This is a genomic window from Reyranella sp. (assembly GCF_965279465.1).
GTDB lineage: Bacteria > Pseudomonadota > Alphaproteobacteria > Reyranellales > Reyranellaceae > Reyranella.
On the sequence record NZ_OZ257242.1, the window covers coordinates 106,478 to 132,870 of the forward strand.

At 65.3% G+C, this 26,393-nt stretch carries 22 protein-coding genes and 1 pseudogene; 15 read left to right on the forward strand and 8 right to left on the reverse strand.

Annotation, left to right across the window (positions count from 1 at the left end; translation table 11 throughout):
• Positions 1–219 precede the first annotated feature (219 nt).
• From tssB to ACQY8M_RS00525, 11 genes are all read left to right on the forward strand, one after another.
• Positions 220–729, forward strand: coding sequence for a type VI secretion system contractile sheath small subunit (gene tssB / locus ACQY8M_RS00475; protein WP_428668438.1), 510 nt, complete (start codon positions 220–222; stop codon positions 727–729).
• Positions 730–733: 4 nt separating this feature from the next.
• Positions 734–2,230 (forward strand): type VI secretion system contractile sheath large subunit, encoded by a 1,497-nt coding sequence (tssC, locus tag ACQY8M_RS00480; RefSeq protein ID WP_428668440.1) that lies wholly within the window; start codon positions 734–736, stop codon positions 2,228–2,230.
• Between the two features lie 129 nt (positions 2,231–2,359).
• Positions 2,360–3,835, forward strand: a complete 1,476-nt coding sequence (tssC, locus tag ACQY8M_RS00485; protein ID WP_428668442.1) for a type VI secretion system contractile sheath large subunit — start codon at positions 2,360–2,362, stop codon at positions 3,833–3,835.
• 24 nt (positions 3,836–3,859) lie between these two features.
• Positions 3,860–4,702, forward strand: coding sequence for a type VI secretion system accessory protein TagJ (locus ACQY8M_RS00490; protein ID WP_428668444.1), 843 nt, complete (start codon positions 3,860–3,862; stop codon positions 4,700–4,702).
• The gene (gene tssE / locus ACQY8M_RS00495) at positions 4,699–5,226 is read left to right on the forward strand and encodes a type VI secretion system baseplate subunit TssE (protein ID WP_428668446.1); all 528 of its coding nucleotides are present in this window, start codon (positions 4,699–4,701) and stop codon (positions 5,224–5,226) included. Before ACQY8M_RS00490 ends, tssE begins: the two co-directional genes overlap by 4 nt.
• On the forward strand, positions 5,227–7,065 hold the full coding sequence (gene tssF / locus ACQY8M_RS00500; RefSeq protein ID WP_428668448.1) for a type VI secretion system baseplate subunit TssF: 1,839 nt from the start codon (positions 5,227–5,229) through the stop codon (positions 7,063–7,065). It begins immediately after the preceding gene.
• 35 nt (positions 7,066–7,100) lie between these two features.
• The gene (gene tssG, locus ACQY8M_RS00505; RefSeq protein ID WP_428668450.1) at positions 7,101–8,135 is read left to right on the forward strand and encodes a type VI secretion system baseplate subunit TssG; all 1,035 of its coding nucleotides are present in this window, start codon (positions 7,101–7,103) and stop codon (positions 8,133–8,135) included.
• The gene (locus ACQY8M_RS00510; protein ID WP_428668452.1) at positions 8,132–9,637 is read left to right on the forward strand and encodes a class I SAM-dependent methyltransferase; all 1,506 of its coding nucleotides are present in this window, start codon (positions 8,132–8,134) and stop codon (positions 9,635–9,637) included. Before tssG ends, ACQY8M_RS00510 begins: the two co-directional genes overlap by 4 nt.
• Before the next feature lie 163 nt (positions 9,638–9,800).
• Positions 9,801–11,642: a type VI secretion system Vgr family protein gene (locus tag ACQY8M_RS00515; RefSeq protein WP_428668454.1), complete on the forward strand. Its 1,842-nt coding sequence runs from the start codon at positions 9,801–9,803 to the stop codon at positions 11,640–11,642.
• Between the two features lie 10 nt (positions 11,643–11,652).
• Positions 11,653–12,270, forward strand: a complete 618-nt coding sequence (locus tag ACQY8M_RS00520) for a DUF6931 family protein (protein WP_428668456.1) — start codon at positions 11,653–11,655, stop codon at positions 12,268–12,270.
• Positions 12,270–12,560 carry a PAAR domain-containing protein gene (locus ACQY8M_RS00525; RefSeq protein ID WP_428668458.1) on the forward strand — a complete coding sequence of 97 codons (291 nt, stop codon included), beginning with the start codon at positions 12,270–12,272 and terminating at the stop codon, positions 12,558–12,560. The genes ACQY8M_RS00520 and ACQY8M_RS00525 overlap by 1 nt, the downstream gene beginning before the upstream one ends.
• On the opposite strand, the gene ACQY8M_RS00530 is transcribed toward ACQY8M_RS00525, so the two are convergent.
• The 7 genes from ACQY8M_RS00530 to tagH are packed head-to-tail and all read right to left on the reverse strand — an operon-like array spanning position 12,529 to position 22,075.
• Complete coding sequence (locus ACQY8M_RS00530; RefSeq protein WP_428675607.1) at positions 12,529–13,338, reverse strand: PP2C family protein-serine/threonine phosphatase; 810 nt, start codon at positions 13,336–13,338, stop codon at positions 12,529–12,531. The genes ACQY8M_RS00525 and ACQY8M_RS00530 overlap by 32 nt on opposite strands.
• Complete coding sequence (tagF, locus tag ACQY8M_RS00535) at positions 13,338–13,976, reverse strand: type VI secretion system-associated protein TagF (RefSeq protein ID WP_428668460.1); 639 nt, start codon at positions 13,974–13,976, stop codon at positions 13,338–13,340. Before tagF ends, ACQY8M_RS00530 begins: the two co-directional genes overlap by 1 nt.
• Positions 13,977–13,982: 6 nt before the next feature.
• Entirely contained in the window at positions 13,983–17,528 is a 3,546-nt protein-coding gene (gene tssM, locus ACQY8M_RS00540; RefSeq protein WP_428668462.1) for a type VI secretion system membrane subunit TssM, read from the reverse strand.
• Between the two features lie 2 nt (positions 17,529–17,530).
• A complete protein-coding gene (gene tssL / locus ACQY8M_RS00545; RefSeq protein ID WP_428668464.1) occupies positions 17,531–18,916 on the reverse strand; it encodes a type VI secretion system protein TssL, long form in 1,386 nt (461 codons plus the stop codon).
• A gap of 20 nt (positions 18,917–18,936) precedes the next feature.
• On the reverse strand, positions 18,937–20,229 hold the full coding sequence (gene tssK, locus ACQY8M_RS00550; protein ID WP_428668466.1) for a type VI secretion system baseplate subunit TssK: 1,293 nt from the start codon (positions 20,227–20,229) through the stop codon (positions 18,937–18,939).
• A 32-nt stretch (positions 20,230–20,261) separates the two neighbouring features.
• Positions 20,262–20,735, reverse strand: a complete 474-nt coding sequence (gene tssJ / locus ACQY8M_RS00555) for a type VI secretion system lipoprotein TssJ (protein ID WP_428668468.1) — start codon at positions 20,733–20,735, stop codon at positions 20,262–20,264.
• Entirely contained in the window at positions 20,732–22,075 is a 1,344-nt protein-coding gene (gene tagH, locus ACQY8M_RS00560) for a type VI secretion system-associated FHA domain protein TagH (protein WP_428668470.1), read from the reverse strand. The genes tssJ and tagH overlap by 4 nt, the downstream gene beginning before the upstream one ends.
• A 313-nt stretch (positions 22,076–22,388) precedes the next feature.
• Here tagH and ACQY8M_RS00565 point away from each other — a divergent pair, with 313 nt between their 5' ends.
• On the forward strand, positions 22,389–23,168 hold the full coding sequence (locus tag ACQY8M_RS00565) for a glycoside hydrolase family 73 protein (protein ID WP_428668472.1): 780 nt from the start codon (positions 22,389–22,391) through the stop codon (positions 23,166–23,168).
• A 46-nt stretch (positions 23,169–23,214) separates the two neighbouring features.
• Here ACQY8M_RS00565 and ACQY8M_RS00570 read toward each other — a convergent pair whose 3' ends face one another.
• Positions 23,215–24,237: an OmpA family protein gene (locus ACQY8M_RS00570; protein WP_428668474.1), complete on the reverse strand. Its 1,023-nt coding sequence runs from the start codon at positions 24,235–24,237 to the stop codon at positions 23,215–23,217.
• Between the two features lie 73 nt (positions 24,238–24,310).
• Between ACQY8M_RS00570 and ACQY8M_RS00575 the strand changes: the two are divergent.
• From ACQY8M_RS00575 to ACQY8M_RS00585, 3 genes and pseudogenes are all read left to right on the forward strand, one after another.
• Positions 24,311–24,523 (forward strand): annotated as a pseudogene (locus ACQY8M_RS00575) (IS1380-like element ISCARN79 family transposase); the annotation flags it as partial.
• Positions 24,524–24,894: 371 nt separating this feature from the next.
• Positions 24,895–25,158: a peptidoglycan-binding domain-containing protein gene (locus ACQY8M_RS00580; protein WP_428668476.1), complete on the forward strand. Its 264-nt coding sequence runs from the start codon at positions 24,895–24,897 to the stop codon at positions 25,156–25,158.
• Between the two features lie 2 nt (positions 25,159–25,160).
• Positions 25,161–26,066: a hypothetical protein gene (locus ACQY8M_RS00585; protein WP_428668478.1), complete on the forward strand. Its 906-nt coding sequence runs from the start codon at positions 25,161–25,163 to the stop codon at positions 26,064–26,066.
• Positions 26,067–26,393 lie beyond the last annotated feature (327 nt).

Here is a 26,393-nt window from a genome sequence, read left to right on the forward strand (position 1 = left end):
GGCCGGTCAAGACGATCGCGCCGGCGTATGGGACTGCCAGACATGAAGGGCTGCACGGCCTTCGAACACGCCTGGCGACGCATATGCTGCCGACGGTGCTTTGCCATGTCCAGCAGGCGATCGGTCGGCCCGGCTGCCCGCACGATGCGAGGCCCGGATCAGCGGGCCGTGGACGGGTCCGCCCATCCAGAGTAGTCTGACAGAAGGAGGGTTTATGCGATGAGCTCCAGTATACACGACAAGTTGAATCGTGTGCGCAAACCCCGAGTGCACATTACGTACGACGTCGAAACCGAAGGGGCCGAGATCCAGCGCGAGCTGCCCTTCGTCGTCGGCATCATGGGCGACTTCTCAGGTGATCCGACAGCGCCGCTCAAGCCGCTCGGAGATCGCAAGTTCACGCAGATCGACCGTGATAATTTCAACGACGTCATGGCCAGCATGACGCCCGGACTCAAGCTCAAGGTCGACAACAAACTCGCCGACGACGGCACGCAAATGAGCGTCGATCTCAAATTCAAGTCGATGGACGACTTCGATCCCGTACAGGTCGCCAGGCAGGTTCCGGCGCTGGCGGCACTTCTGGAGACTCGCGAAAAGCTGCGCGACCTGATGAGCAAAGCCGATCGTTCGGAAGAGCTCGAGAGCCTGCTCGAGCAGGTGCTGCGCTCGGAAGACGAACTCAAGACGCTGTCGGGCGAGCTCGGCATGAAGAAGTCGGAGGGATAGGCAGATGGCCGACGCAAAGAGCGCTCCTCAAGCCGCTGGTGCGACGACGGAGACACAGCCGCCGCCGGGCTTGCTCGACCAGATCATCAGCAACACCAAGCAGACCGAACCCGATCGTGCCCAGGACCTCGTCAAGACTCTTGTCGAGCAGGCGTTGGCGGGCACCGTCACGTTCGATCGCAATCTCACGCAGACGTTCGACAAGGCCGTCAAGGCGATCGACGCCAAATTGTCCGAGCAGCTCAATGCGATCATGCACGACCCGAAGTTTCTGAAGCTCGAAGGAAGCTGGCGCGGACTGCATTACCTGGTCCAGAACTCGGAGACGGGCACCGCGCTGAAGCTTCGTGTGCTGAACATGAGCAAGCGCGAGCTCAACCGCGACCTCAGCCGCGCGATCGAGTTCGACCAGAGCCAGCTTTTCAAGAAGATCTACGAAAACGAGTTTGGTACGCCCGGCGGTGAGCCTTATGGCGCGTTGATCGGCGACTACGAATGGAATAACCATCCGGACGACATCGAGACGCTGCGATTGATGTCGAATATCGCTGCCGGTGCATTTGCACCGTTCGTCACGGCGGCAGGCGCCGGCATGTTCGGCTTCGAATCATGGACCGAACTGTCCAGGCCGCGCGACCTTGCCAAGATCTTCGACACGGTCGAATTCGCGAAGTGGCGGGCCTTTCGCGAGAGCGAAGACGCCCGCTTCGTCAATCTCGTCATGCCGCGCGTCATCGCACGTCTGCCCTACGGGAAAGCGACCAAGCCTCTCGACGAGTTCGATTACGAGGAAGCCCCGATCGACAGCCGCGGCAAGGCGCTGGCGATGGACCATGATTCCTATTGCTGGTCCAGCGCAGCCTACGTCATGGGTGCCCGCCTCACCGATGCATTCGCCCGCACCGGCTTCTGCACGGCCATTCGTGGTGCCGAAGGCGGCGGCAAGGTGGAGAACCTGCCGACCCACGTCTTCACGTCGGACGATGGTGACCTTGACGCCAAATGTCCCGCTGAAATCGGCATCACCGACCGGCGCGAGTTCGAACTCTCGAACCAGGGCTTTCTGCCGCTGTGCCACTACAAGAACACGGACTATGCGGTGTTCTTCGGCGGCCAGACGGCGCAGAAGCCGAAGAAGTACGACCGCCCCGAGGCCACGGCCAATGCAGCCATTTCGGCCCGCCTTCCCTACATCATGGCGACCAGCCGGTTCGCCCACTATCTGAAGGTCATGGCACGCGACAAGATCGGCAGCTTCATGGAAGCCAGCAACGTCGAGACGTGGCTCAATCGCTGGATCCAGAACTACGTCAATCCCAACGTCGATGCCGGCCAGGACATGAAGGCCCGCTTCCCGTTGCGCGAGGCACGGGTTGAAGTGAAGGAAATCCCGGGCAAGCCCGGCTCATACAACGCAATCGCCTATCTGCGTCCCTGGCTGCAGATGGAGGAACTGACCACGAGCCTGCGCATGGTTGCAAGCATTCCCCAGAAGGCCTGACCGCGCCGTCCCTTGGCCTGGCACCTGCCACCAAGACTGGCTGGAGCGCCATAGATGGGTGAGGAACCAACGGTAGCAGCGTTGCCTGACGCGCCGCCTCCGCGGCGTCGGCCCCTGCGTGAACAAGTGTTGGCTGGGCAGTTCTTTTCCCAGCGGCATGCCGAGGCCGGCAGCGAGCTCGCCGCATTCCTCCATGGCCCTCCGGGCTTCGGCACATTGGAGACGTGGTTCGGCGGGATGCTGAGCGGGCTCCTGACCAAGGGCGGCGATCGGCTGCGCGCGGCGCTCGATCGGGACATCGCCGAAATCGATGCCGTCATCGGCGATCAGCTCGACGCGGTGCTGCACCATCCTCGTTTTCTCGCGCTGGAAGGACGCTGGCGCGGCCTCTTCTGGCTGATCTCCGGCATCGAGCCCGGTCGGCGCGTCAAGGTGCGGTTGCTGCCGGTCTCCTGGGCCGAGCTTTGTCGCGACTTCGAGCGCGCACTGGAGTTCGACCAGAGCATCACCTTCCGCCGGATCTATGAGGAAGAGTTCGGCACGCCCGGCGGCGAGCCCTACGGCTTGATGGTCATCGATCATGCCATCAGGCATCGCGCGGCTGCCGGCGCGACGACCGACGATGTGGGCGGACTAGCCCAGCTCTCCGCCGTCGCCGCCGCTGCCTTCATGCCGACAGTCCTCTCGCTCGATCCGAGCGTATTGGACGTCGACACCTACTCCGACCTGGAAGGTGTGCGCGACGTGACTGCGCCCTTGAGAGGTCCTGATCACCTGCGCTGGCGCAGTCTCTCGACCCGCCCCGACATGCGCTTCGTGGCGATCACTCTGCCGCGCCTGCTGGCGCGCCGTCCGTGGACGGACGATCCCGGCCGGCTGGATCGCTTCCGCTACAGCGAGCATGCTCCGACAGCAGGCAGCCGGGTCTGGATGAGCGCCGGCTATGCTTTCGCCGCCTGCGCCGTCCGCGCCTTCGCCGAAAACAACTGGCCGGCCGACGTGCGTGGCGCAGAGATCGACCGTGTCGGCGGCGGACTCGTCACGGATCTCCCCGCCGAGCCGTTCGGCAGCGGCCCACCCGATGCCTGGCCGCGCAGAGCCATCGAATACCAGTTCAGCTTCCGCCAGGAACATGCGCTGGTCGACGCCGGCTTGCTGCCGGTGGGCATCCTGCCGTTCGGGCCCGAGCTGGTGTTCGGCGCATCGCGCAGCATGCAGGCGCCGGCAACCCATGTCGGCACCAATGCCGCTGCCGCGGATGGCAACGCCCGGCTGTCCGCCCAGGTCAATTCGATGCTCTGCGCAGCACGGTTCGCGCACCTCCTCAAGGTGATGGGGCGCGACATGGTTGGCGCCTTCCGCACTTCCGATGAGATCGAACGCCAGCTCAACGCCTGGCTGCAGGGATACGTCAACACCAACATCAACAGCACCGGCGAGTCGCGCGCGCGCTTCCCCCTGATCGAAGGCAGCGTGCAGGTGCGCGAGCGCCTCGAGAAGCCTGGAGTTTTCGGCTGCACCATGCACCTGCGTCCGCACTATCAGCTCGACGATGTCTCCGCCGCCTTCCACCTCGTTACCGAACTCGCGGCTCCCGGCGTCTGAAGACGCAACCGCTCAGGAGGATCGATGTCGTTCTCTTCCGCAGATTCCGCGAATACGGGCGACGCCAGCCGCCTGTTCCGAGAAGGCAATCTTGCCGACGCGCTGACCGCGGCCACGGCGGCGGTGAAGCGTGCGCCGACGGACATCCGCAGCCGCGTTCTCCTCGCCGAGCTGCTCGCTTTCTCCGGCAACTTCGACCGGGCCGACGTCCTTCTGGACGCCGCCGCAGAACTCGAACCGGCGACCGCCATCGTCGTTGCGGAGTTCCGCCAGCTCCTGCGCGGCGCGCTGGCCAGAAGCCAGCTGTTCAGCGACGGCCGGGTACCGGAATTCCTCGGCGAGCCCACGGCCGCCCAGCGCTCGTCGCTGGCGGCGATCGTCGCCCTGCGCAACGGCGATGCCGCCGAGGCGGCCAGGCTCGTCGCCCAGGCGGAGCAGGATCGCCCCCACCCCACCGGCGTCGCGCGCGGTTTGCCCTTCGACGATATGCGCGACGCCGACGACCTGCTGGCCTCCTGCTTCGAGGTCATCACAACGACAGGCAAGTATTTCTGGATCGCACCGGAGCGCGTGCTGACGCTGGAGTTTCACGCGCCGAAGCGGCCGCGCGACCTGTTCTTGCGGAGGGCGACCATTCAGGTCGCCAGCGGTCCCGATGGCGACGTGTATGTTCCGGTGATCTACCCGCCAGCCAAGAGTGCGGCGACGACCATGACCGACGCCTTGAGGCTGGGGCGCGCCACCGATTGGCAGCCGGCGGGCGACGGCGGCCCGACCGTGGGCCTCGGCGCCGTGACCATCATGGTCGGTGACGATGCGCTCACCTGGCTCGAGATCGACAGTATCGCCTTCGAGGTGGCATCGTGAGCGAAAACCGCAGGCGTGAGGCCGACACCCTGGCGGGGACATCGTCCCGCCGCGCGCAGCTTCCCCTGCTCGACCGATTGATCGATGCCGACCCGTCCCAGCAGATCGACACACCGCTGTCGGCGTCGGCCGCGATGGATGTGGTCCGCGTCAGCATCTGCCGCGACCTGGAGGAACTCCTCAACACCCGCCGGAAGTGGCGCTCCTGGGATCCGCGCCTGGCCCAGCTCGAACGCTCGCTGGCCGGTTTTGGCCTGCCCGATTTCGCTTCCGGCGCCTTCAATGAGCCGCGCCGTCGCGATGAGTTGTGCCGCCTGATTGAAGCCTGCATCCGGCGTTTCGAGCCGCGCATCGTCAATCTCAAGGTCACCCTGGTCGAGGCGGCGGCCGACAGGGTCAGCGGCACATTGCGGCTGCGCATCGATGCTCTCTTGCATGCCGAGCCGGCACCCCAGCCGATCGCATTCGACACGGTCGTCAACCTCCTCGACAAGAACGTGACGGTTCTCGAACAGGAGGCATAGTTGGCGTCCGACTCCCTGCTCGCCTACTTCAACCGGGAACTGGAGGCCCTGCGGGTCCTTGCCGGTGAGTTCGCCGAACGGCACCCCAAGATCGCGGGCCGTTTGCGGCTGACGAAGGATACGGTCGACGATCCGCATGTCGGTCGCCTGCTCGAAGGCGTGGCCTTCCTCGGCGCGCGCGTTCAGCACCGGCTCGATGACGAGTTTCCGGAACTCACCGATGGCCTGCTCTCGGTGCTCTACCCTCACTATCTCGCGCCCATGCCTTCGGTGGCGATTACGCGGTTTCTGGCCAGCCCGGAGTTGCCGGGCGCCGCCCATCTGCCCGCCGGCCTCGCGATCGAATCCGAGCCGGTGGGCGGCGAGGCCTGCCAGTTTCGAACCGCCTATCCCCTCACCCTGTGGCCCGTCGAGATCGACGCCGTGCGACTGTCGGGCATGCCGCTGGCAGCGCCCCCCAATCCCGCGGCCGCCGCGGCGGTCGCCTGCCTGCGCATCAGCCTGCGCTGCAGCAACCCGACCATGACGTTCACGGAGATCGGCCTCGATCGGCTGCGGGTCTTCCTGGTCGGCGAGCACGGCGCACAACTCCTCGAGTTGCTGCTGGCCCATACCATTTCGGTCGCCCTGGCCGATGATGTAACCGACACCAGCCCGGTGATCCTGCCACCGGAAACATTGCAGGCGGTGGGCTTCGCGCCCGAGGAAGCGCTGTTCCCCTGGCCGGCGCGGTCGTTCTCTGGATTCCGGCTGCTCAGCGAATATTTCGCCGCGCGCGAAAAGTTCCAGTTCATCGACATCTGCCGGCTCGATGCCAAGACCCTGGTCTCGGCCGGCAACCGCATGGACATCTTCGTCTATCTCGATCGGGCGATTCCGGATCTCGAGCGCACCGTACAGGCAAGCAGTCTGGCACTCGGCTGCACGCCGATCGTCAATCTCTTCCCCCACCGCTGCGAGCCGATCTCGCTGGACCACACCGCCATCGAGTATCGTATCGAACCGGACGTACGGCGGCCCGCCAACCTCGAAGTGTGGTCCGTCGAGCGCGTGCGCGAGAGCCTGCCGGACGGCGAGTTCAGGCGGTGGGAGCCCTTCCACCGCTTGACGCGACATCGCGAGGAGTCGCCGGACGAAGGCGGCGGCTTCTACGGCACCGCGCGGCGCGAGACGACGGCCGACTATCGCGGCACCGAAGTCTTCCTGCTGCCACACGATGCCGGTTTCGATCCCGAGCGCGAGGGCGGCAGCGTGCTGTCGGTCGACGTGCTGTGCTGCAATCGCGACCTGCCGGCAGCACTGCCGTTCGGCGGCGGTCGTCCGGCGCTCAGGCTGGTCGAAGGCGCCGCAGCCGTGCTCGGCCTCACCTGCCTGACCGCGCCAACGCCTACATTGCGCATGCCGGTCCGGGAGCGGGGTTTCTGGCGGCTGATTTCCCACCTATCGCTGGGCCACCTGAGCGTCGTCGGCGGCGAGGGTGCCGCTGAAGCGCTGCGCGAGGTGTTGCGGCTCTACGATTGCCGCGAGTCCACCGAATCGCGGATGGCGATCCGGGCTCTGCTCAGCGTCACCTCCCGGCCCGGCACCGCCCGCGTCCCCGGATTGCGCGGCCCCGGCGCGCGCAGCGGCGGCTTCTGCCGCGGCCTCGACGTGACGCTGACGTTCGACGACCAAGCCTGGGCGACCGGCGGATTGTTCGTGCTGGCGTCGGTGCTCGACCGTTTCCTGGCGCTGCACGCGACCGTAAATTCGTTCGTGCGTACCCAGGCCGTGCTGCGGGGACGTCCCGGCGTTGCCGCGAGCTGGCCACCGCGGGCCGGCAGCCAGGTTCTGCTATGATAAGACTCCGCCGCTCCGAGCGCCGCGGGGCCCCCATGGGACGCCTGCAGGAGCAGCCGCAACGCTTCACATTCGACGCGGCGGTGCGAGTGCTTACGTTCCTGCGTCGACGCGCTGATCCGGCGGCGGTTGCGCGCTTCACTAGCGCGAGCGGATCGTCCTACCTGCCGGCAGAAGTCACGCGGGTTCAGACCGAGGCCGGGATCGCCGAGCCGCTGGTCGCCGTGGGTGTCGTCGGCCTGACCGGTCCAACCGGAGTCCTGCCGCGGTACTACACCGACGCTGTGGTAGCCGATCAGCGTTCCCGCGCCTTCTCCCTTACGCGCTTCCTCGACCTGATCTCGCATCGCATGGTCGCGGCGTTCGCTGCAGCCGGGGCAAAGTACCGTCCCCACCGTGCCGCCGATGTCGGCGCCTTGGCGGCGGGCCCGGAGCGCACCGATCCGGTGGCGGAATCGCTGCTGTCCCTGACCGGCTACGGCACGCCGCACCTTGCCGATCGCCTGCTCGCGGGACCGGCCGCGTTGCGCCACTATGCGGGGTTTTTCTCGGTCCATCCTCGCTCGACCGACCGGCTCGAGGCGCTGGCCTCCGACTGGCTGGGACAACCGGTCAAGGTCGATCAATTCGCCGGCGCGTGGCTGGCTCTGCCGGTAGAGCAGCGAACCCGGCTCGGCGTCGGCCTGTCACCCGGCGGATTCTGCCAGTTGAGCGTCGATGCGGCGGTAGGCGTGCGGGCCTGGGACCAGCAGGCGCGCATTACGCTGCGCATCGGACCGCTGGACCTTGCCTACTTCGAGCGTCTGCTGCCGGACCAGCCGTTGCTGCGCGAGCTGATCGCGCTGGTGCGGGCCTATGTGGGCTTCGAGGTTGGCTTCGCCGTCAATCCTGTGCTGGCCCGTGACGCGGTACCGGCGTTGGCGCTTACCTTGCCGACGGAGCCGAAGTCGGGCAACGGCCGGCCTCTGCTGGGCTGGAACACCTGGCTGCCGACATCGCAGGCCACGCAACGGAAGTCTGATGCTGGCGATGCCTTGTTCGACAGCGAGATTGTCGAAGGACGTACATGAACGCATCCTGGAGTAGCGGCTACGTCGCCGACATCGCCTATATCGAAGGCTTCTATGTCCAGCAGTCGCCGGCGCGCCTGGCGCTGGCCTGTCTGTTCGGCAACGTCGCGGCCGACCTACCCGAGCAAGACGATGCCGCCACCTATCTTGAGCTGGGCTGCGGCATCGGCATCGGCGCCCTCCTCACCGCCGCGTCCAATCCGGGCTGGCAGGTAACGGCCGTCGACTACAATCCCGCCCATATCGCGATCGGCGCCGGGCTCGCCCGCACCGCGCGCCTCGACAATATCCGCTTCATCGAAGCGGATCTCGCGCAGCTGGCGACCAGCGCCCAGGCTGACATCATTCCGCAGGCCGATTTCGTCTCCATGCACGGCCTGTGGTCGTGGGTGAGCAAAGAGGTCCGTGCCGGCATCGTCGAGCTCCTCGCGTCCAAGACTAGACCCGGCGGCATTGTCCATGTGAGCTACAACGCGCTGCCGGCCTGGCAGGGCGCGCTCGGCATGCAGAGGCTGATCTACGAAGCGGGTATCCGGTCGGGTGGCCGCAGCGACGCCCAGGCCCAGGCCGGGCTTGGGCTGGCCCGCGACCTCAAGTCGGTCGAGAGCAAGTACCTCACGGAGAGCAGCCTCACGCGCGACCTTCTCGACACGACGGTCGCGATGTCCACCGAATATCTTTCGCACGAATACATGAGCGCTCATTGGGCGCCGGTCTTCCACGCGGATGTCGTCGCGGCATTCGCCGAAGCCAAGCTCGACTGGGTGTCATCGGCAAATCCGATGGAAAACTTTCCGGAACTTATGCTCACGCCGGAACAACGCGAGGTGATGAACCGCTACACCGACCCCTTGATGCGCGAGCTGATCAAGGACATGTGCCTGCCGCGGCAGCTCCGGCACGACGTTTTCGTGCGCGGCGCCCGGCGCCTCAGCAACGAGGCGCGCGACGCGGCCATGCGCCGCCTGATGGTCGTGCCGATTGTCAGCCCGGGCGAGCTCCAGACAAAGGTCCGCGTGCCGGCCGGCATGGCCGAGGTGAGCGATGCCCTGAAGGACATGATGGTGGCTGCGATGCACGGCCCGACGATGATCGGCGAGCTGCTGGCGCTGGGGGGCGGGAAGAACCCTGCCGAGCTGTTGAGCATGCTGGTTGGATCGCATCAGTGCCAGATCGCCCCGCATGCAGATGGGAAGCAGCCCGAATCGGCGAACCGCCTCAATCGCGTCTTCGGCTCGCGCGTGAGTTCGATCGTCGACGCCAAGACGGCCGGCGGCCTGGCCTCGGGGCGCCTTGGCACGGGGATGACGGCACCGCCTCTCCTGCAGTTCATCACCGGCCGGCTGCTGAGCGGCGAACGCGAGGACAAGGCCGATCGATGGATCGAGATGTTGAGTGCCGATGTAATACCGGAAAAGCACGATACCGTGCGCAACGTCGTGCACACCGCGATCGAGCAGCGCCTGCCGATCCTGCGCGGATTGGGAATCGTGCCCGACTAGCCCCGCCACCTCGGATGGAACGGATCGAACGAAATGCGCGCCCCTGCCGAATTGTCGCCGAGAAGGTCACGTTTCCTTTCGATCCCGGGTCGGCTACCGTCGGCCCGGAGGCACCCGGTCGTGACCTGACCCCTGGAACGCCACACCGAAAGTTGCGCTGCACATGGCGGAAGACGACAAGAAATCCCTGCTCTCGATCACGAGCTCTGCCGAATCGCCGCTGACGGCGGTTCGGTTCGTGGCCCATGAGACGATCAGCGACCTCTTCCGGTTCGAGGTCGAAGTGGTCGCCCCGGACGCGATCAACGCAGTGGCGATGCTCAACAAGCCGGCCTGTGTCTCTGTCAACCATGGCGGCAGGAGCACCCGCTACTTCCACGGCATCGTCTCGCAGTTCGGCGTGATCGAGCAGAGCGGCGCGATCGACAAGCTCTACCGGATGATCCTTGTGCCCCAGCTGGTGCAAGCGGCCATCCGGAGCGACTGCCGGATGTTCTTCAACAAGACCGCCGAAGACATCGTCAAAACCGTTTTCACTGAAGCCGGCGTTACCAAGACGGCGTTTCGTCTCTATTCACAGCCGACACCGCGCAAAGCGACCGCGCAGTTCAACGAGACGTCTCTGCACTTCGCCTCGCGCCTCATGGAGGAAGAAGGCTGGTACTATTTTTTCGAGCACGATTCCGATAGCCATACGCTGGTCGTGACGAACGACAATAACGGCTTCTATACAATCCCTGGCGCCACGCTGCGCCTCGGCACGGGCACGACTGCCGACATGTTGACCGAGTTCCGCAAGCCCGAGGCGTTCGCCCCGGGCAAGGTCACGGTGAAGGACTACGACTTCGACGTTCCCGACAAAAACCTCAAGATGGAGCAGGGCACCATCCTCAAGCATGGCGGCGCCGCGGGTCGCCCGGTGTTCCATTGGCCTGCCCTCACCCGCGACACCGGGATGGCGAAGAATCGCGCGCGATGGCGCATGGAAGCAGCCGAGGCGGCCGTCTCCCTGATCGCCGCGGAATGCGACCATGGCGGCCTGATCGCCGGCGGCAAGTTCAAGCTGCGCACCGACGCCGGCGAGCAGGTTCATGTCGTTCGCCAGATCACGCATCGCGCCGAAGACGTCTCCGAGCGGGCCGGAATCGTGGGTGGCACGCACTACACCAACAGCTTCGCCTGCTTTCCCAACTCGGTGCCCTGGCGCCAGCCCATGGCGACGTCGAGGCCGCGGATGGAGGGTCTTCACACGGCCAAGGTCCTGGCGCCGTCAGGCGAGGACATCCACACCGACGATCAAGGTCGCATCAAGATCCGCTTCTTCTGGGATTGGCGCGAAGACGCCACCGCCGACAACAGCGAATGGGTGCGCGTGGTGCAGCCTTGGGCGGGCAACCAGTGGGGCGGGCAGTTCATCCCGCGTGTCGACACCGAGGTGGCGGTCGCCTTCATGGACGCCGATCCAGACCGTCCCATCGTCATCGGCGGCCTGTACAACGGCGACGACAAGCCGATCTTTCCGGCCGCCGAGAAGACCAAGCTGGGCTTTCGCTCGCGATCGGTGAACAAGGGCGGCACCGACGCTTTCAACGAGCTGTCGTTTGACGACAAGAAGGGCGACGAGCTGCTGTTCGTCCATGCCCAGAAGGACATGAAAACCGAAGTCGAGAACGACCAGACGCTGACGATCGAGAACGACCGGACCGTCACGATCAACAAGGGCAACGAAAAGGTGACCCTCAAGCAGGGTAACCAGACCACCGAGCTGAAGCTCGGCAACATTTCGGTGAAATGCGATCTCGGCTCGATCACCATGGAAGCCATGCAGTCGATCACGCTCAAGGTTGGCGCGAACTCGGTGAAGATCGATCAGATGGGCGTGACGGTGACCGGCCTGATGGTCAAGGTCGACGGGCAGATCATGACGGAGGTGAAGGGTCTGATGACAACCGTGAAGGGCAACGCGATGCTGCAGCTGAGCGGCGGCATCCTCATGATCGGCTGAGGCGTCCGCTATGGCTTCCCCGACGACCGGCCCGACGACCGGCAAGTCCGCGAGCAAGCTCAGGGACGATCTCGTGCGCGTGCTGCCACACCTGCAGCTCGACGAGCACGGGCGGGCGGCGCTTTCGGGCTGCCAGGATTCCGTCGACGCCCTCGACAGGCTCGAGCGCGCCGGGCTGTTGATCGAGGCGACGCGCCTCGTCGCCCACGCGCTGCCTGCCCGCGAAGCGGTATGGTGGGCCTGCGCTTGCTCGCTTCACACGGCTGCCTCGGGCACCGATCAGGCGACCGAGCAGCAGGTGCGCACCGCCGCCGAGGCCTGGGTCCGCAAGCCGACCGACGAGCATCGGCGCAGCGCGATGAAGCAAGCGGAGGCCGCGGGCTTCGGCAGCGCCGAGGCGTGGGCCGCCGTCGGGGCCTTCTGGAGCGGCGATTCGATGGCGCCGCCGGAGGCGCCGAAAGTTCCGCCCCAGCCACATTTTACCGGCCTCGCCGTGGCAGGCTCGGTGGCCCTGGCGGCAGCCCGGGGCCCGGCAGCGCGGCGCGACGGCAGGCTGCTGCAGTTCCTCATTTCCGCCAAGGACATCGCGGCCGGCGGAGCAGGACACCTCGAAGTGGAGAGCGATTGATGGGCATGCCCGCAGCGCGCGTCGGCGACATGCACGTCTGCCCCATGGTCACCGTGCTGGTACCGCATGTTGGCGGCCCCATCCTTCCGCCCGGCTGTCTGACCGTCCTGATCGGCGGCATGCCCGCCGCACGCATGGGCGACATGGCCGTTTGCGTCGGCCCTCCGGACGTGGTCGTTCTCGGATCACCTACCGTCCTGATCGGCGGCATGCCCGCCGCACGCCTCGGCGACATGTGTGCTCATGGCGGCGCTATCGTCATGGGCTGTCCGACTGTCCTGATCGGCTGACGGCGCGAACCGAGATCACGTCGCCGATGTCGAAGTCGATCGTGACGGCGGTGACATTGTCGGTCACCTTGGCCATCAAGGCGGCCGTGACGAGACGCTCCGCGGCGGATTCGTCGTCGCCGGAGAGCAGGTGGGCAAGCAGCTCCTCGGGAAGCGTCTTGCTCAAGCCATCGGTGCACAGGAGCAGCCGGTCGCCGGCCTGAAGCTGGCCGGTCCGCTTATCGAGCTCGAGCTGTTCGATGCCCGCGCCTACGGCGCGCGTGATGACGTTGGACTTTGGATGGTGGGCGGCCTCCGCCTCGCTGATCTCGCCCGCCTCGACCATCGCCTGCACCAGGCTGTGGTCTCGGGTGATCCTGGTCAGTGCTTGGCCGCGCAGCAGGTAGGCTCGCGAATCGCCGGCCCACAGGCAGGCAAAATGATCGTCTCGCGCCAGCACGACGACAACGGTCGTCGCCACAAGGACGCCGGCGCCGTGGCGTGCGGCCTCGGCGTTGAGACGGGCGTGCGCGGCCTCGAGCCGGGAGCGCACCTCGAGCAGCATCTCGACGGCCGACAGGCCCGCGGTCATGCTCTGCAGAGCGCCCACCACTTCGGCGGAGGCGAACTCACCGTCTTTATGTCCGCCCGCTCCATCGGCGACCGCCCAGACCCCGAGGTCCGGCCGGTTGAGGTAGGCATCCTCGTTCGGCCGGTTCGCGGTGCCCTGGTGCGTTGCCGCGGAGGAGCGGAAACTGCCGAAGCGAGCGCTGTTCTGATCGATCCCGATTCCAAGCATCACGAAGCATCCTGGGTTCCGGGGGCAGACGGCAGCCCGCCATCGCTGCCCCCCCATTCGTCGTCCATGAACGCGGCGAACCAGTTTCCCTCCGGCAGGCCGACGCCGGTTTCGAAGCGTGCACGGACCCTCGGACCGCCTTCCGTCCACCACGCCGTGTGGCCATCGACAAAGCCGGGATCGGGATCAGGCGTATCGGCCGAGACCAAGGCAGGTTGGATGCGTTCCATAACCTCGACGGGGGCGAGATCGTGCTCCAACGCATTGCACGCAGCCGCCTCGGCAGCCGCCAGGAACGGCGCCATCACCCCGACATACGGCAGCCAATCGCAAGGTGCCGCAGCGGCGATCGTCAACGGCGAATAGCGGCCAACCTTGTCGACGCTCGGTATCCAGAGCCCCAGCATACCGCTCTTGCCGCACACCCCCGGCGGCAGCATGAAGCGCCAGATCGGGGTCTCGAGCCAGGCATCGCGCCACGCATCGGGCCAGCGGGCCTGCGTGTCGGCAAGGCCGCGCTGCCACCACGCGTCCCACGCATCGGTAAAGTCGCGCGGCAGGTTCTCACGCACGAAGTCCCCCCGCGCCGGCAGCTTGCCAAACAGTCCGGCAGACGCCTCGGGGGGAAGCGGAATCATCGACCGCTAGCCTTTGACCGCCGGGCAGCGGAAGTCCTGCAAGACGCCAGGCGCGAAGGGATTCATGACCGAACCCGCACGGATCTCGAAGCTTGCGCTTCGGTCGCCGAGCGCGAAGGTCAGGAGATATCGCTCGGGCGAACCGGCCTGCTGCAGGGTGCCGCGACCGAAGAGGCGAAACATCGCCCATGGTCCGGTCTCGGAAATGACCCCGGTCCCGCCGCGCGGCGGCGGATTGAAGACCAGCCGGACGTTCGTCATGCCATTCGGCCCAGGCCATGTGATCTGGGTCGAGCGCGACGGTCCGTGCGCGTAGGTGACCGAGGTGCCGTCCAGCTCGAGGCTGACTTGCGAGGCACCGGCATCGAGCTCGACTGGTGAGATGTCGAAGCGCACCGATATCGTCGTCGACCCGGTGGCGAAGAACAGATCGCGGATGACGGCTGCCCGCTGGAACTGGGCGATATCGGCCGGCGAAAGCGGTGCGGAAACGCCGTCCACTGCCTGCGGCGTCCATGTCTTTCCGGTGGTGTTGACATACGGTCGAAGGTGCGTGTTGAAGAATCCGTCGATCAGTCCGCCCGGCGCGAACAGCTTCGCGAAATCGTCCAGGGGCGTCTCATTCGAGCTGCCCGGCACGAATGGGAAGCGGCCATTGACCGCCGGCGCACAGAGCCGGCCGGGTCCGTTGACGCCATTGTGGGCGGCAGCAACCTGCTGTCGCGCGCCGCCGCTGCGCAGGGCCGTGCTCTGCTCGGCCATGCCAGCCAGCCAGCGGCCGAGCGGCTGCGGTTGACGCTGAGACTCTGCCCGCAGCGCCAGCGAGGGATCGTCGGTGGTCGAAGCGGCAGCGGCGCCGACCCCGGCGGCATTCAGCCGTGCGAGCTGCTGGCGCAGGTCGTCGAGGAGCTTCAGCACCTGGTCGATCGGCGCCGACCCCGGCGGCGAAACCAGGTCGCGAAGCTGCCCGTAGCGCTCGTCGATCTCGTGGCCGGGTGGAAGCGTGGGTGCGGCGCCGGCCTGGCCGGCGAGCAGAGCGGCCAGCGCGGCCGACTTCGCCACCGTGGGCGCGACAGCCGCAGCCTTGTCCTTCGCCGCCTTTTCCGCCTCCGCGGCGGCCGCTTCGACCGATGTAGATTTCGGCGGCTCCGACAATGTGAGCTGCCGGGCGATGGCGACCAGCAGCTCCTTCAGCGGCGACTGCTTGGACGCCAGTATGTAGAGATCCTGCGAGGCCTGGTTGAGGCTGCGCAACGGCGCAATCTCGATATCCAGCAGCAGCGCGTCCCATGCCTTGGCGTAGTCCTCCAGATACTGCTTGACGACATCGTTCGCGACAGCGCTTTGCTGCGCAAGGTCCAGGGAGCCGGGCACCTTCTGGCCCAGCACCCAGCTTTCCGCAGCAACCTCGCGCGTCGCCGTCGACAGGGCAGGCAACAGGACTTTGTGGAAGCCTTCCACGGTCAGGAAGCCCGGAATGCCGTCGCTCAGCTTCTTGCCCGATGCCCGCGTGAAAACACTTCCGCCCGCCCGTCCCAGAGCGTCGCTTGGCTTCCATGGCGGCAGGGCCTGCGCGGCGGCCGATGGCTTGATCCGCGAATAGGCGCGCGACGCCAGGGAAACCCGGCTGAAAGTCGTGCGCGCCTTGGCGACCAGCGATTCGTCGAGCGTCACTGCAGGCAACGGCTCCGCGAGCAGCGCGTCGAGATGACGTTGCAGGCCGGCCACGACCGCCAGATTGGCGGCGCCGGAATATTGGGCCTGCCAATCGTACGTCATCCATTCCCTGACCAACGACCGGTCGAGCGGACCTTGGCCGCCCAGCATCAGATAGACGCGCGTCGCCTCGTAAAGGAAATCCGGCTGGGTGAAATAACCGCGCATCTGGGCTTCCAGACGCCAGACCAGGCGCGGCAGCAGCGCATAGCCGAGCGCATGCCGGTAGACAGCCATGGCACCACCGCGCAGCTTGGCCGTCTGCGACAGGTCGAAGCTCGCCAGCAGCGGCGTGCTCCCCTTCGTGGCGTTCGCGAGGTCGCGCGCAGCGTCGAGCAACGGCAGCAGGCGCGGCAGGTCGGCGTCGTTGACCGGGTCGAACGTCACTTCCTTGGCAACCCGCTCGTAGGTCTCGAGCGCCGCCGACATCTCTCCGATCTCCCGCTCGCTGCCCGACCGATTGATGATGAGCCATCCCACCGCTCCCAGAGTGAGCAAGGCCACAACGGCATACGAAGCGGAGCGCAGGACAAGGCGTCGCAGGCGGGCGGACGGCGGCTCGCTCACCAACATGGCCTCGCCGAAGATCACGCGCGACACAAGTTGTCCCAGGAAGTAGCTGCGCCCCTGCACCGGACGCAGGACGGCGGCACGGCGCTGGTCGAGGCCGAAGGCGCGCATCATCACGCCCGTGAGGCGATCGATCGGCGAGCCTTCCTGGGTACCGGATGCGAAGTAGACGCCGCGCAGCAGCGGCGCCGGATCGAGGCGGGAGCCGCCGAACGCTTCCGTGAGGAAGCCCTCCAGAGGCTGCGCCATGCTGGCGATCTGCGTGGGAAAGCCGGCGATCAGGGCCCGCCGCTCCGGGCTCTGCTCGGCCTGCAGGCGATCGAACAAGCGGTCGTTCAGGCTGTCGACCAGCAGCTGGAGCTCGTCGGGAAACAGGGCGACGGGCCCCGCGGTCGCTGCTTTGCCCAACGGGAAGGTCACACCCCAGACCTGTTCGCGCCGCTCGCGGTCGAGATCGTCGAAGAACTCGGCAAAGCCCGCAATCAGGTCCGATTTGGTCAACAGCAAATAGACCGGGAGGTGGATGTTGAGACGTTCCTCCAGTTCCTTGACGCGCCGCCGCACGGCGCGCGCATGGGCCAGTCGCTCGCTTTGCGGCGCCGCGGCTATGTCGCTCAGCGCGATAGCGACGATCACGCCGTTCAGCGGCTGGCGGGGCCGCGTCCTGTGCAGCAACTCGAGAAAGGCATCCCATCCGGCACGATCGACGGCCGCGTTCGAATCCTGAGTGGTGTAACGGCCAGCGGTGTCGATCAGCACGGCGTTCTCGGTGAACCACCAGTCACAGAGCCGCGTGCCGCCGACCCCGGCAACCGCCCCCTGCCCCATCTCGGCAGCCAACGGGAACTTCAGCCCGCTGTTCAGGAGCGCCGTCGTCTTGCCGGCGCCCGGCGGGCCGATGATGACGTACCACGGCTGCTCGTAGAGATAGCCTCGGGTGCCACGCGCCTTCTTCAACAGCGAAAGCGCCGTCGACATGCGCTCGCGAAGAGCGGCGGCCTCCTCGCCGCCACCCTGTTCCGCCTCGATGGCCGCACTTCCCGTCACACCTCTTTCAAGCCTCTGCTCTCGGCGCCGGCGGGCGTAATCGAGGACCAGGTTCGCGCCAGCCCAGACGACCAGCAGTGCCACCACGATGGCCAGTCGTGCGATCCAGCCTTCCAGCAGCGGCAGAAGCGGACCGAAGAACCAGACCAGCAGCGCGACGATGATGACGCCGACGAAGCTCAGCACCCAGCGGGAGGCAAGAAGTCGGAGTGCCTTCATGTCTACCCGCCCTGCCGATTGAGAACGACTTCGATGCGTCGGTTGCGTTCGCGCCCTTCGGGAGTTGCGTTGGACGCAATCGGATCGGCGTCGGCCCTGCCGTCGATAGTGACTCTTGCCGGATCGCCGATGCTGGCTGCTATCACCGCGGCAGCCGCTTTTGCGCGCGCCGCGGAGAGCTGGAAGTTCGACGGGAAGGCGATGGTGCGGATTGGTTCGTTGTCCGTGTAGCCGATGACCTTGACCGGTCCGCTCTCCTCCCTGAGGGCCAGCCCGATGCGATCCACCAGCGGCTTGAAGCTCGGTGTGAGCGTGGCGCTGCCTGAGGCAAACATGCCGCGGCCGGTGATCCGGACCAACGGCTGTGCCGGGGTCCCCAGCACCTCGACCAGTCCCTGGTCGATCTCGGGCTTCAGGAACTGCCGCAGCTTGTCGAGCGCCGTGGGTTCGGGGGGCGGTGGCGGCGTGGCGGCGACAACGGGGGCAGGTTCGACCAACGGTGCGCGCGTGATCGTCGGCATGCGGTCCGGCGGGGCGCCCTGCAGCCGCGCATAGACCGTATCCGACTGGGCATTGAGGTTGATGAAGAACCAAAGGAAGAGCGCGCCGACGACGCCGAGGCCAGCCGCCGCCGCGACCCAAATCGGCACGACGAATCGCGCCGGCCGGTAAGGCGCGTTCACGCCTTTGGTGTGGGGCGCCAGGTCGGCCTCGGCGGGTTTCTGCTGGCGCGCGATGACGGCGTAAGTTTCTTCGCGAATCCGGCTGATCTCGCCGCCGCCGCGCCGCGACAGGCGGTACTGCCCGACGAAGCCCAGCGACATGCAGAGGTACATGAGCTTGACGACCGGGAGGAAGCGACCCGGATTGTCACACATCTGCTTCAGTACGTCGAAGAAGCGCTCGCCGCTGCGCACTTCCTGATGAAAGGTAGAGACCAGTGAACGCTGGCTCCATGTGCCGCTGCTGCCCCACGGCGTATTGAGCACGATGTCGTCGAGGCTGGCGCAGAGTGCATAGTGTGCCGGGCGGAGTTGCTCCAATGGCACGCCCTTGTCTCGCGCCTCCTGCTCGAAGGCGCGGATCTGCCGAACGGTGCGCTGATAGAGATCCCCCGAATCCGGCGAGTTCGCCGTGTTACGAAGCCGCGCCATCAACTGGAGCAGCGGCGCAGCAGCGACCAGCAACACGTCGCCACCGACGGCAACATCCTCCGTCCCTTCCGCCACGGGCGAGGCCGCAACCCGCGGAGCGGGCGTTTCCTGTGGCGGCGCCTCGGTGCTTGCGCCGGGCGGCCCCTCCGGGGGCGATGCCCGACGCCGGCCGGGCGTCGGCCGGATCACCGTCCGGTTGTCGTCCTCGGGCTCAGCGAAGGGATTGTCGATCATGTCGCCTCACTGGGGCAGCGTCAGCCGCGGATCGCCCATAGCTCGATATTCAGGTTGGGAAACTCGCCAGAGAGGTGGATGGCGAAGCCCCCGGAAGCCTGCAGTTCCTTCCAGTGTGTCGAATTACGATCCAGTTCGAAGTATGTCGCACCCGCATAGAACGGCAGTTGCCGCGGTGCCACAGGAAGCGGCCGCACCGCGATGCCCGGCAAGGCGACATTCACCAATTCGCGAATGTGCTCGACCGCGCCGATCTTGACTTGTGTCGGGAACAGCCGACGCAACGATTCGGAAGGCACATCTGCCTGAACGGCGAGCACGAAGCTCGATGAGCGCAGGATGCCGCGGTCGACAATGGGACCGACCCGCACGCCATACGCACGCTGCTGCAACGGGATCTGGATAGCGGTCTGCTCGATCACGGACGAAAGCGAGCGTCGCAAATCGGCGATGACCGGAGCAAAGCTGCGCTGCAGGTCGGAATGCCGGTAGGGCGGATAGTCCGCAAGACGACGGCTGGCTTCGGTGAATGTCGCAAAATCACCGGCCATCTGGACAAGAGCGGCGTAGAGATCCACGGGGTGGACATTGCCGTCGCCTGCCCAGTGGGCCAGCAGCTTCTGCGAGCGGTTGACCGACTGCAGAAGCAGGAAGTCCGAGACATCCGCAACGCCACGTGAACCCGGTGCTGTCAATCGAGCCGCCAGCGCCTCGCCCCGCTGGTTGAGAAGACCGGCAAGCTCGGCGAGCAGGCCGGTCAGCGGCGCGGCGGCGGAGCAGGCAAGACACGGCGGAATCCACTGGTCGTCGAGGACGACCTTGCGGTCGGCTCCGACCTCGAGGACACGCGCAAGTCCGATGCCGTGATATCCTGCAAGGTTCTCGGTCTCGAGCATATAGCGCAACCGCAACCGTCCGACCTGGACTTCCGCGGGCTGCGGCGAGCCGGAATGCGTGTCGTAGGCCTCGAATGGCCGCTGCTCGTAGCGCCCTTCCGAGGCGCCGTCGGCGGTGACCTCGATCGATCCGGCCTGCCTCACCGGCACGACGAGATAGACGATGGCATTGCGCGTCGTCGGCGGCAGATCGAGGGGAACCGGCTGATCCGTCTCGCCGGGCAGTGCGAAGGGCGTGCCATCTTCGAAAACGCCGCTGCCGCTGGCCAGCGCGAACTGGCCCGTGGCGAGCAGGTTGCGATTGATCGACGCTTCGGCCATTCCCCAGCCGTGCGGCCGCAGGGAAGAAGTCCGGTCGCGCACCAGCGCTTCCAGCCAGCGATCCTGCTGCTGGAAATGCTGTGCCCGCAGGAACATTCCCTCCAGCCAAACGACCCGGTTGGACCAGGTCATGGCGATACCAGTGCGGCGGTGAGGCCACGGACAACGAGAGCGAGCCTGGTCGGCCCGCTCTCGGCGATCGGGGCGACTAGGCGCCATTGCGCGCGATCGATGTCGCGGAACATCACCGCAATGCCGACGAAGCGCACGCCGGGCTTCGGCGTCAGCACGACCTTGCGGGTCTCGCCCGGACGAATCAGCACCTCTTCGGCGCTGGCGCCTTCGGTACCGAGGACCTGGGCCTCCCGCTGCATCAGGGAGAAAACGTCGGCCGACTCGAACCGGGACCGGGCGTTCAGAGAATAGAGACGGACCGCAACCGATACCGGCATGCCCGCTGCATTGGGATTGATGTCGAGGTTTGCCTTGATCGTCAGATCGACCATCGGAGGGGGTGGCGGACCGCCGCAAGCTGCGACCAGCAGGGCGGCCGGCGCGGCTCTGAGCAGCGATCGCCGACCGGTCAGTCGACGATCGTTCATGATCTCTCCTTCTCGGCGTCCAGCTTCTCGATTGCCTGTTCATAGGCGCGTGCAAAGGCTTTGCCGAACACGCTGTCGAAATCATCGGAGAGCGCTTGCGTGACCTTGCCATGCAGCTGCGCAAAAGCCTCCCAGGCCCTGGCCTTCTTCTGCGCGGGATGAATCTGCAATCCGCCGCTGCCGGCGTTGCGCTCGATGCTGTCGGGATCGAATTGCGCGAGGAGAACACGCACCGCCGCCTGCATGGCCGAGATGGTCGCGAGCTCATGCATTCGCAGATCGTCGAACGCCTCGGTGATCGCGTGCACCGCCGGCATGCTGGCGCTCCGCCCGATGCCGAGAAGTGTCGCCAGGGCGTCGTCATCGTCGAGCGAGAACTTGAGAGGGTTGTTGCCGCTGGGCCGGATCACGGTCTGCTCGATGCGGAACTCGTCCTTGATGCTGGCGCGCGCCATCAAGATCTGTCGGAGACCGCTGACGGTCGCCCGCGCCGCAGCACCGAGGCTCTCCATCGTCTTCTCTGGATCGCGCAATGCTGTCTCACCGAGCCCCAAGCCACGCAGCAAAGCCGCCGTCACGTCGGAGTCGCTCGCGGACCCGGGCATCGGCGCCGCCGCACGCGTCGCCGGCCGTGGCGCCTCATTGGTCGCCGGTGCATCGGGAGGAACGGCACCTTCGGAAGGCTGCTGCGCCGGATGCGGACGCGGCGTCGGCAGCCGCTGCCCGGCAGCCGGAAGATCGACATCCCAATCGTCGGGAATGATGGATAGCGGTTGCGGCGGACGGAAAGCACTTTGCAAGGCAGGGGCGTGATCCGGCTCCGTCGGGCCGGCGAAGGGTGCAGGGCCGGGTGCGAGGGGATCGAAGTCGGCGGGCAGGATCGGCGAACCCGACAGATCCGTCATGGACGCCGAATCGGACGACCTGCCGCCGTGGTATGGAGGAAGCTCGGAGCGCGACGGCAAGTCGGCGCTTCCGCCCCGGTCGTAAGCCGCGAAGCGGTCGTGGTCCGGTGCAGCTGGATCCTCGTCGAGGCTCACCTCGATCTCGTAGAGTCCGAACTTGATCCTGTCGCCGTGGCGCAGCTTCTGGCTGGCGCCCTTGCCGATCGGATCGCTTGCGTTGTTGATGAACGTGCCGTTGGTGCTGAGATCACGCAGTTCCCACTCTCCGGCGCCGTAGATGAGCTGGCAATGCTTCTTAGATAGATGGCGGCCTGCATCGGCGACCACCCATTGATTGTCTTTGGCCCGACCGATCGAGAATTCACCGCCACGAACTTCCCGTCTCTCGGGCGCCACGTCGTCGGGACAGCGGATCATAACCAGCTTCAAGGTCACGCGACTGCGTACTCCAACGATGGGCGGCCGGAGGCGCACACTGGTCATCGTCCGGCCGACATGCCCAATCGACTAAAATAGTAGTGGGAGAACCTACGACAGGGCAATCGCAATTGGAACGTCGCTTTAACTGGTCGGCCGCAGAAGTGTGCCCGTCCGGCGCAAAGCTGTAGTCTGCAACGAACATATCTCAAGTTGCATGATCCTTGTCTTACACGACTTATTCGACGGGAGACCCAACGCGGTTGACTGCCCACGGACGGCGCGCCTACCCTGCAGCGGAGCTGTTCGACATTCGATCACACTCGCCGCCATGTGCCTTGCCCCGTCGCAGACTATCCTCAGCACGGACGAAGCGGGCGCCGTCGCACCGCCCATCTTTACCTCGGTCGGTCAGGACGCCGTCAATGGCGCCGGCGACGTGTTCGTCATCCAGTCGCTGCTGAACAAAAGACTGCCGACGCCGCATACCGAGGTGCCCGTCACGGGCGCCATGGATATCGGGACGATCCTCGCCATCAAGGCGTTTCAGGCGGTCGTGATGAACATGAATCCGGCGACTGGCTACGTTGCCCCCGGGAGCCCGACCTACTACGCCCTCGCAGCGCGCCCGCTGGTCGCCAAGGAGCAGCCGCCGCCTGCGAGATATGGCCATGTCGGCATCGTGCCGCCGGATGTGCTCGAGGCGGCGAAGACCTCGCGACAACGTTGGGGCATCCCGGCCTCCATCACGCTGGCGCAGTGGATCGTCGAAAGCGCTTGGGGAGCGGCGATGCCTCCCGCCAGCAACAATCCCTTCGGGATCAAGGCTCTGGACTCCCAACCCGCCGTCGAAAGCGAGACGCGGGAGGTCATTGACGGGAAGGTCGTGATCCTGACCGCGCGCTTCCGGCGTTTTGAAAGCATGGCCGAGGCGTTCGAACTGCATGGCAAGCTGCTGTCGACAGGCTCCCCATATCGGGCCGCCATGGAGGTCGTGAAGGATCCCGATCGCTTCGCCGACGCACTCACTGGCGTTTATGCGACCGATCCACAATACGGTACCACGCTGAAGTGGGTCATGGAGAACTACCGCCTCAAGCAATACGACTGACCTGCGATTGACACGCCGTCCTGGCGGCGTTGCTTTCGCAATGCAGCTACTGCTTGATGATCTCGACGCGCCGGTTCTTGCTCCGGCCCGCCTCTTCGTCGTTGGACGCGACAGGAGCAATCATGCCGGCGCCGACGGGCTTCAACCTGTCGGGCGCGATCCCGTAGCTCTGCATGAGCTTGTCGACGACGGATTTTGCGCGGCGCTGGGACAATCCTATGTTGTAGTCGAAGCCACCGGCATTGTCGGTGTGGCCGACGATATAGACCTTCAGCGCGGGCTGGGCCTTGAGGAGCTTCCCGATTTCGGCGAGGGACGGTGCAGATTCCGCCTTCAACTCTGCCTTGTCCGTATCGAAGTACAGGCCGTAGAGCGCGACCCGCCCGGTCGTGTTGATCTCATCCGCCATCTTCGCCGCATCGACCGTGACCATCTTCTGGTCCATCGGCTTGTCCTCGACCACGTCGAGCAGGACCGCCACACGATCCTTGGTTTCCGGAAATGCGGCACCGCTCTCGGTGGCGACATACAGCGAGACCGCGACCGGCCCTTCGGGGGTCGTCAAGGTTGCCGCGAGATAGTGCGGCTCGATCGGAACATTGAACGCAAACTTGGAGATGTCGTTGTTCTGCAGCGCCGCGGTCGCCGGGTAGAGAACGCGGTTGATCTCCGCCCCGAAGGACTGACACTCCTCCTCACCCGAGCATTTGAATAGAATTGTAAACCCCTTGGCTGCCAGGTCTCGTTCGTAGTTGCGAAACACTTCGAGCGAGCTGCGCTGCCTCGGCGCCAGGTAGAGCAGTCGGGTATGCCGGCCTTCGAGCAGTCGCCAGTTCTCCGGTGAAGGTTGCCCGTTGGCGCCGACGTTTAGCTTGCCGACGATGAGCTTGGCCGAGTCGTATGGCTTCGCCGCGTAGCCGATGAGACGCGATCCTTCATAGCGCTTGATCAGCGGGAAGTCGCGAGCCCCCGGCACTTCCTGCTGTGCGACCGAGCGGGCAGCAGACAGACAGACTCCGAGCAGAGCGAGGGATGTGGCGAGAAAGACCCAAACAAACATGGCTCTCATGGCTTCCAGCTCTCCGGCGTTGAACCGGCCCCATCGTGGCTGCACCCCGCCGCGAGGGAAAGCTCAGTTTGGCTTCCTGCGCACCCCGGCAACACCCTCGCCGGTCAAGGACTGATCGCTGCCCATCCTCACGGAAAAGCTGATTAAGATCGAGCCAAGGTCATTACTCACGGCCGCTACGTCGCCTCTCCAGTTGGCCGAGGTCGCTATTCCGAGGCAACTCTTCACCGACATCCTGCAGTTAATTGCCGAACTGCCGCCATCGCCCGATCCGTCACGGGCGTAATCGGCCCAGTTGTCATGTGCTCCAGGGAAATCCGGAGAGAGTTTTGGCTTGAACAAAGCGAAATTGATCTTCCTGGCGCGCAACGCACAGGCATTACCGCCTTCCGACTGGGGATACCTCTCGCCAAGGTCCTGGTCTTGCAAATAATGCCAGTTTACGAAAAACTCGGTTTCAACAGGCCGGTCATCCGGTGGATGTCGGTTTGTCCGCGCGTACTCAAGGAGATTCAAGTCAAGTGGCGTTTGCCCGCGTTTTATTGCACCGGAGTACGTTCAATGACATTCAAATGTGCACGGTTGTCCGGGAGTCCGGGAATAGTCAAGGCTGCCCTCAATGCTCCAGCGCTGAAACATGGTGCCGCGGGAGAGGCAGTGCGTGTGCTGCAGATGGCCTTCATTGATCTCGGTTTCGCGATGCCGGGGTCGACAAAGCAGAATGCCGCACTGCCGGATGGCATCTTCGGGCCCGAGACAGCTCGGGTGACAGCGGCCTTCCAGCGCGCCAACCTCCTCGTGCCGGATGGTGTGGCCGGTGCCATGACGCTGGCACGCCTCGACCAGTTGCTTGACGCGCGAAGTGAATCGACCGTCAGGCTGGACAAGGCACGCGGCAACAGAGGCACGGGGCGGGACTGACGATGCTGATCATCGACCAATCGAGTGTGAAGATCAGCTGGAAGGCGCCGGGGGCCTCGGCCGGCGTTCATGTCGGATCGAAGTTCGTACTCCTGCACTGTACAAAAGGTGTCAATCTCATCGCCGGCGAGCGGTTTCCTGCAGAAGATGTCGTCGCCGACAAGGCAGTTTCCATCGACGCACATGTGTTCCTGAAATCCCCCGACAGTCAGCGTGACCTGGGCGATATGCAGTTCGGGTTGGCGCAAGTCTCGTTCATCCATAATTACGAATTCATCTACGCAGGCCGGCTGGAGTCGGAAGGTTCCACGGTCATCAATTTGCGGACCGGCTTCACGCAGAACCCGTCACTTGATGAAGAGCCCAGATTTGGCCGAACCGTTGATGAGGAGATTTTCAGGTCCACGTTCCCGCCACTGAAAATCACACCTGTTACGGGGAGCAATCCGGGCCTGAATGTCGATGTGACGTTCAAGGATCATCCCAACAACGCCATTCCCTTGACGTTTGAGAACCGAGTTTCGGCTGCGCCAAACTTTCTTGCCAGCGTAAAACGCACCGAGGAGTTCATCACCTATTTTTTGACTCGTATAAAAAACGTCGAGCCCGTTACCATTCTGGCACGTATCGGATGGACGGTGAACTGGCACGCGGAATTCAACTGGACCAGCGCTACGGACAAGCCGACGCCGGTCATCAGGGCCAGTGCGCTGTTTCCGGGCGAGCCGCGCATCGGCCCACCGGACCCCGGTGATCCCATGGCAGCGATCGCCTTGTCCCGGCGTGGTACATTAACGAATGCGCAAGACACCGCAGCCCAGGATGCAGCTTGGAATCAACGACGCAGCCCGATCTGCGAACAGAAGCGAGAACGCCCACCAGGATTTCGTGTCAATTTTTTCAAGTGAGTTGAGGGAATTTCCCGCAACCGGTCCCAACCTCCGGCCTGCTCCCGTTCTCTCCCCGAAGCGGATTATGGTCCACCAGAACAAAAGACGGTTAGGATCAAGCGATCGACCGCAGCAAAATCAACACTCTCGTCGATGCCCTGAGCAATCCCCCCGGCTTCTTGGCCGGTCGCCGTGATCCGCGCGTTGCCCTTGGTCTTGCAGGCGCCGGCGAATGACGAATCGAGAGGCGTGCGTTGCCAAGCCCATTCAAGGCTCCTTGCCATCCAAGGATGGGGGAGAGCCATTGATGCGCGAGCAGCGCCAGCTGGCCATCCTTGCGGCGGT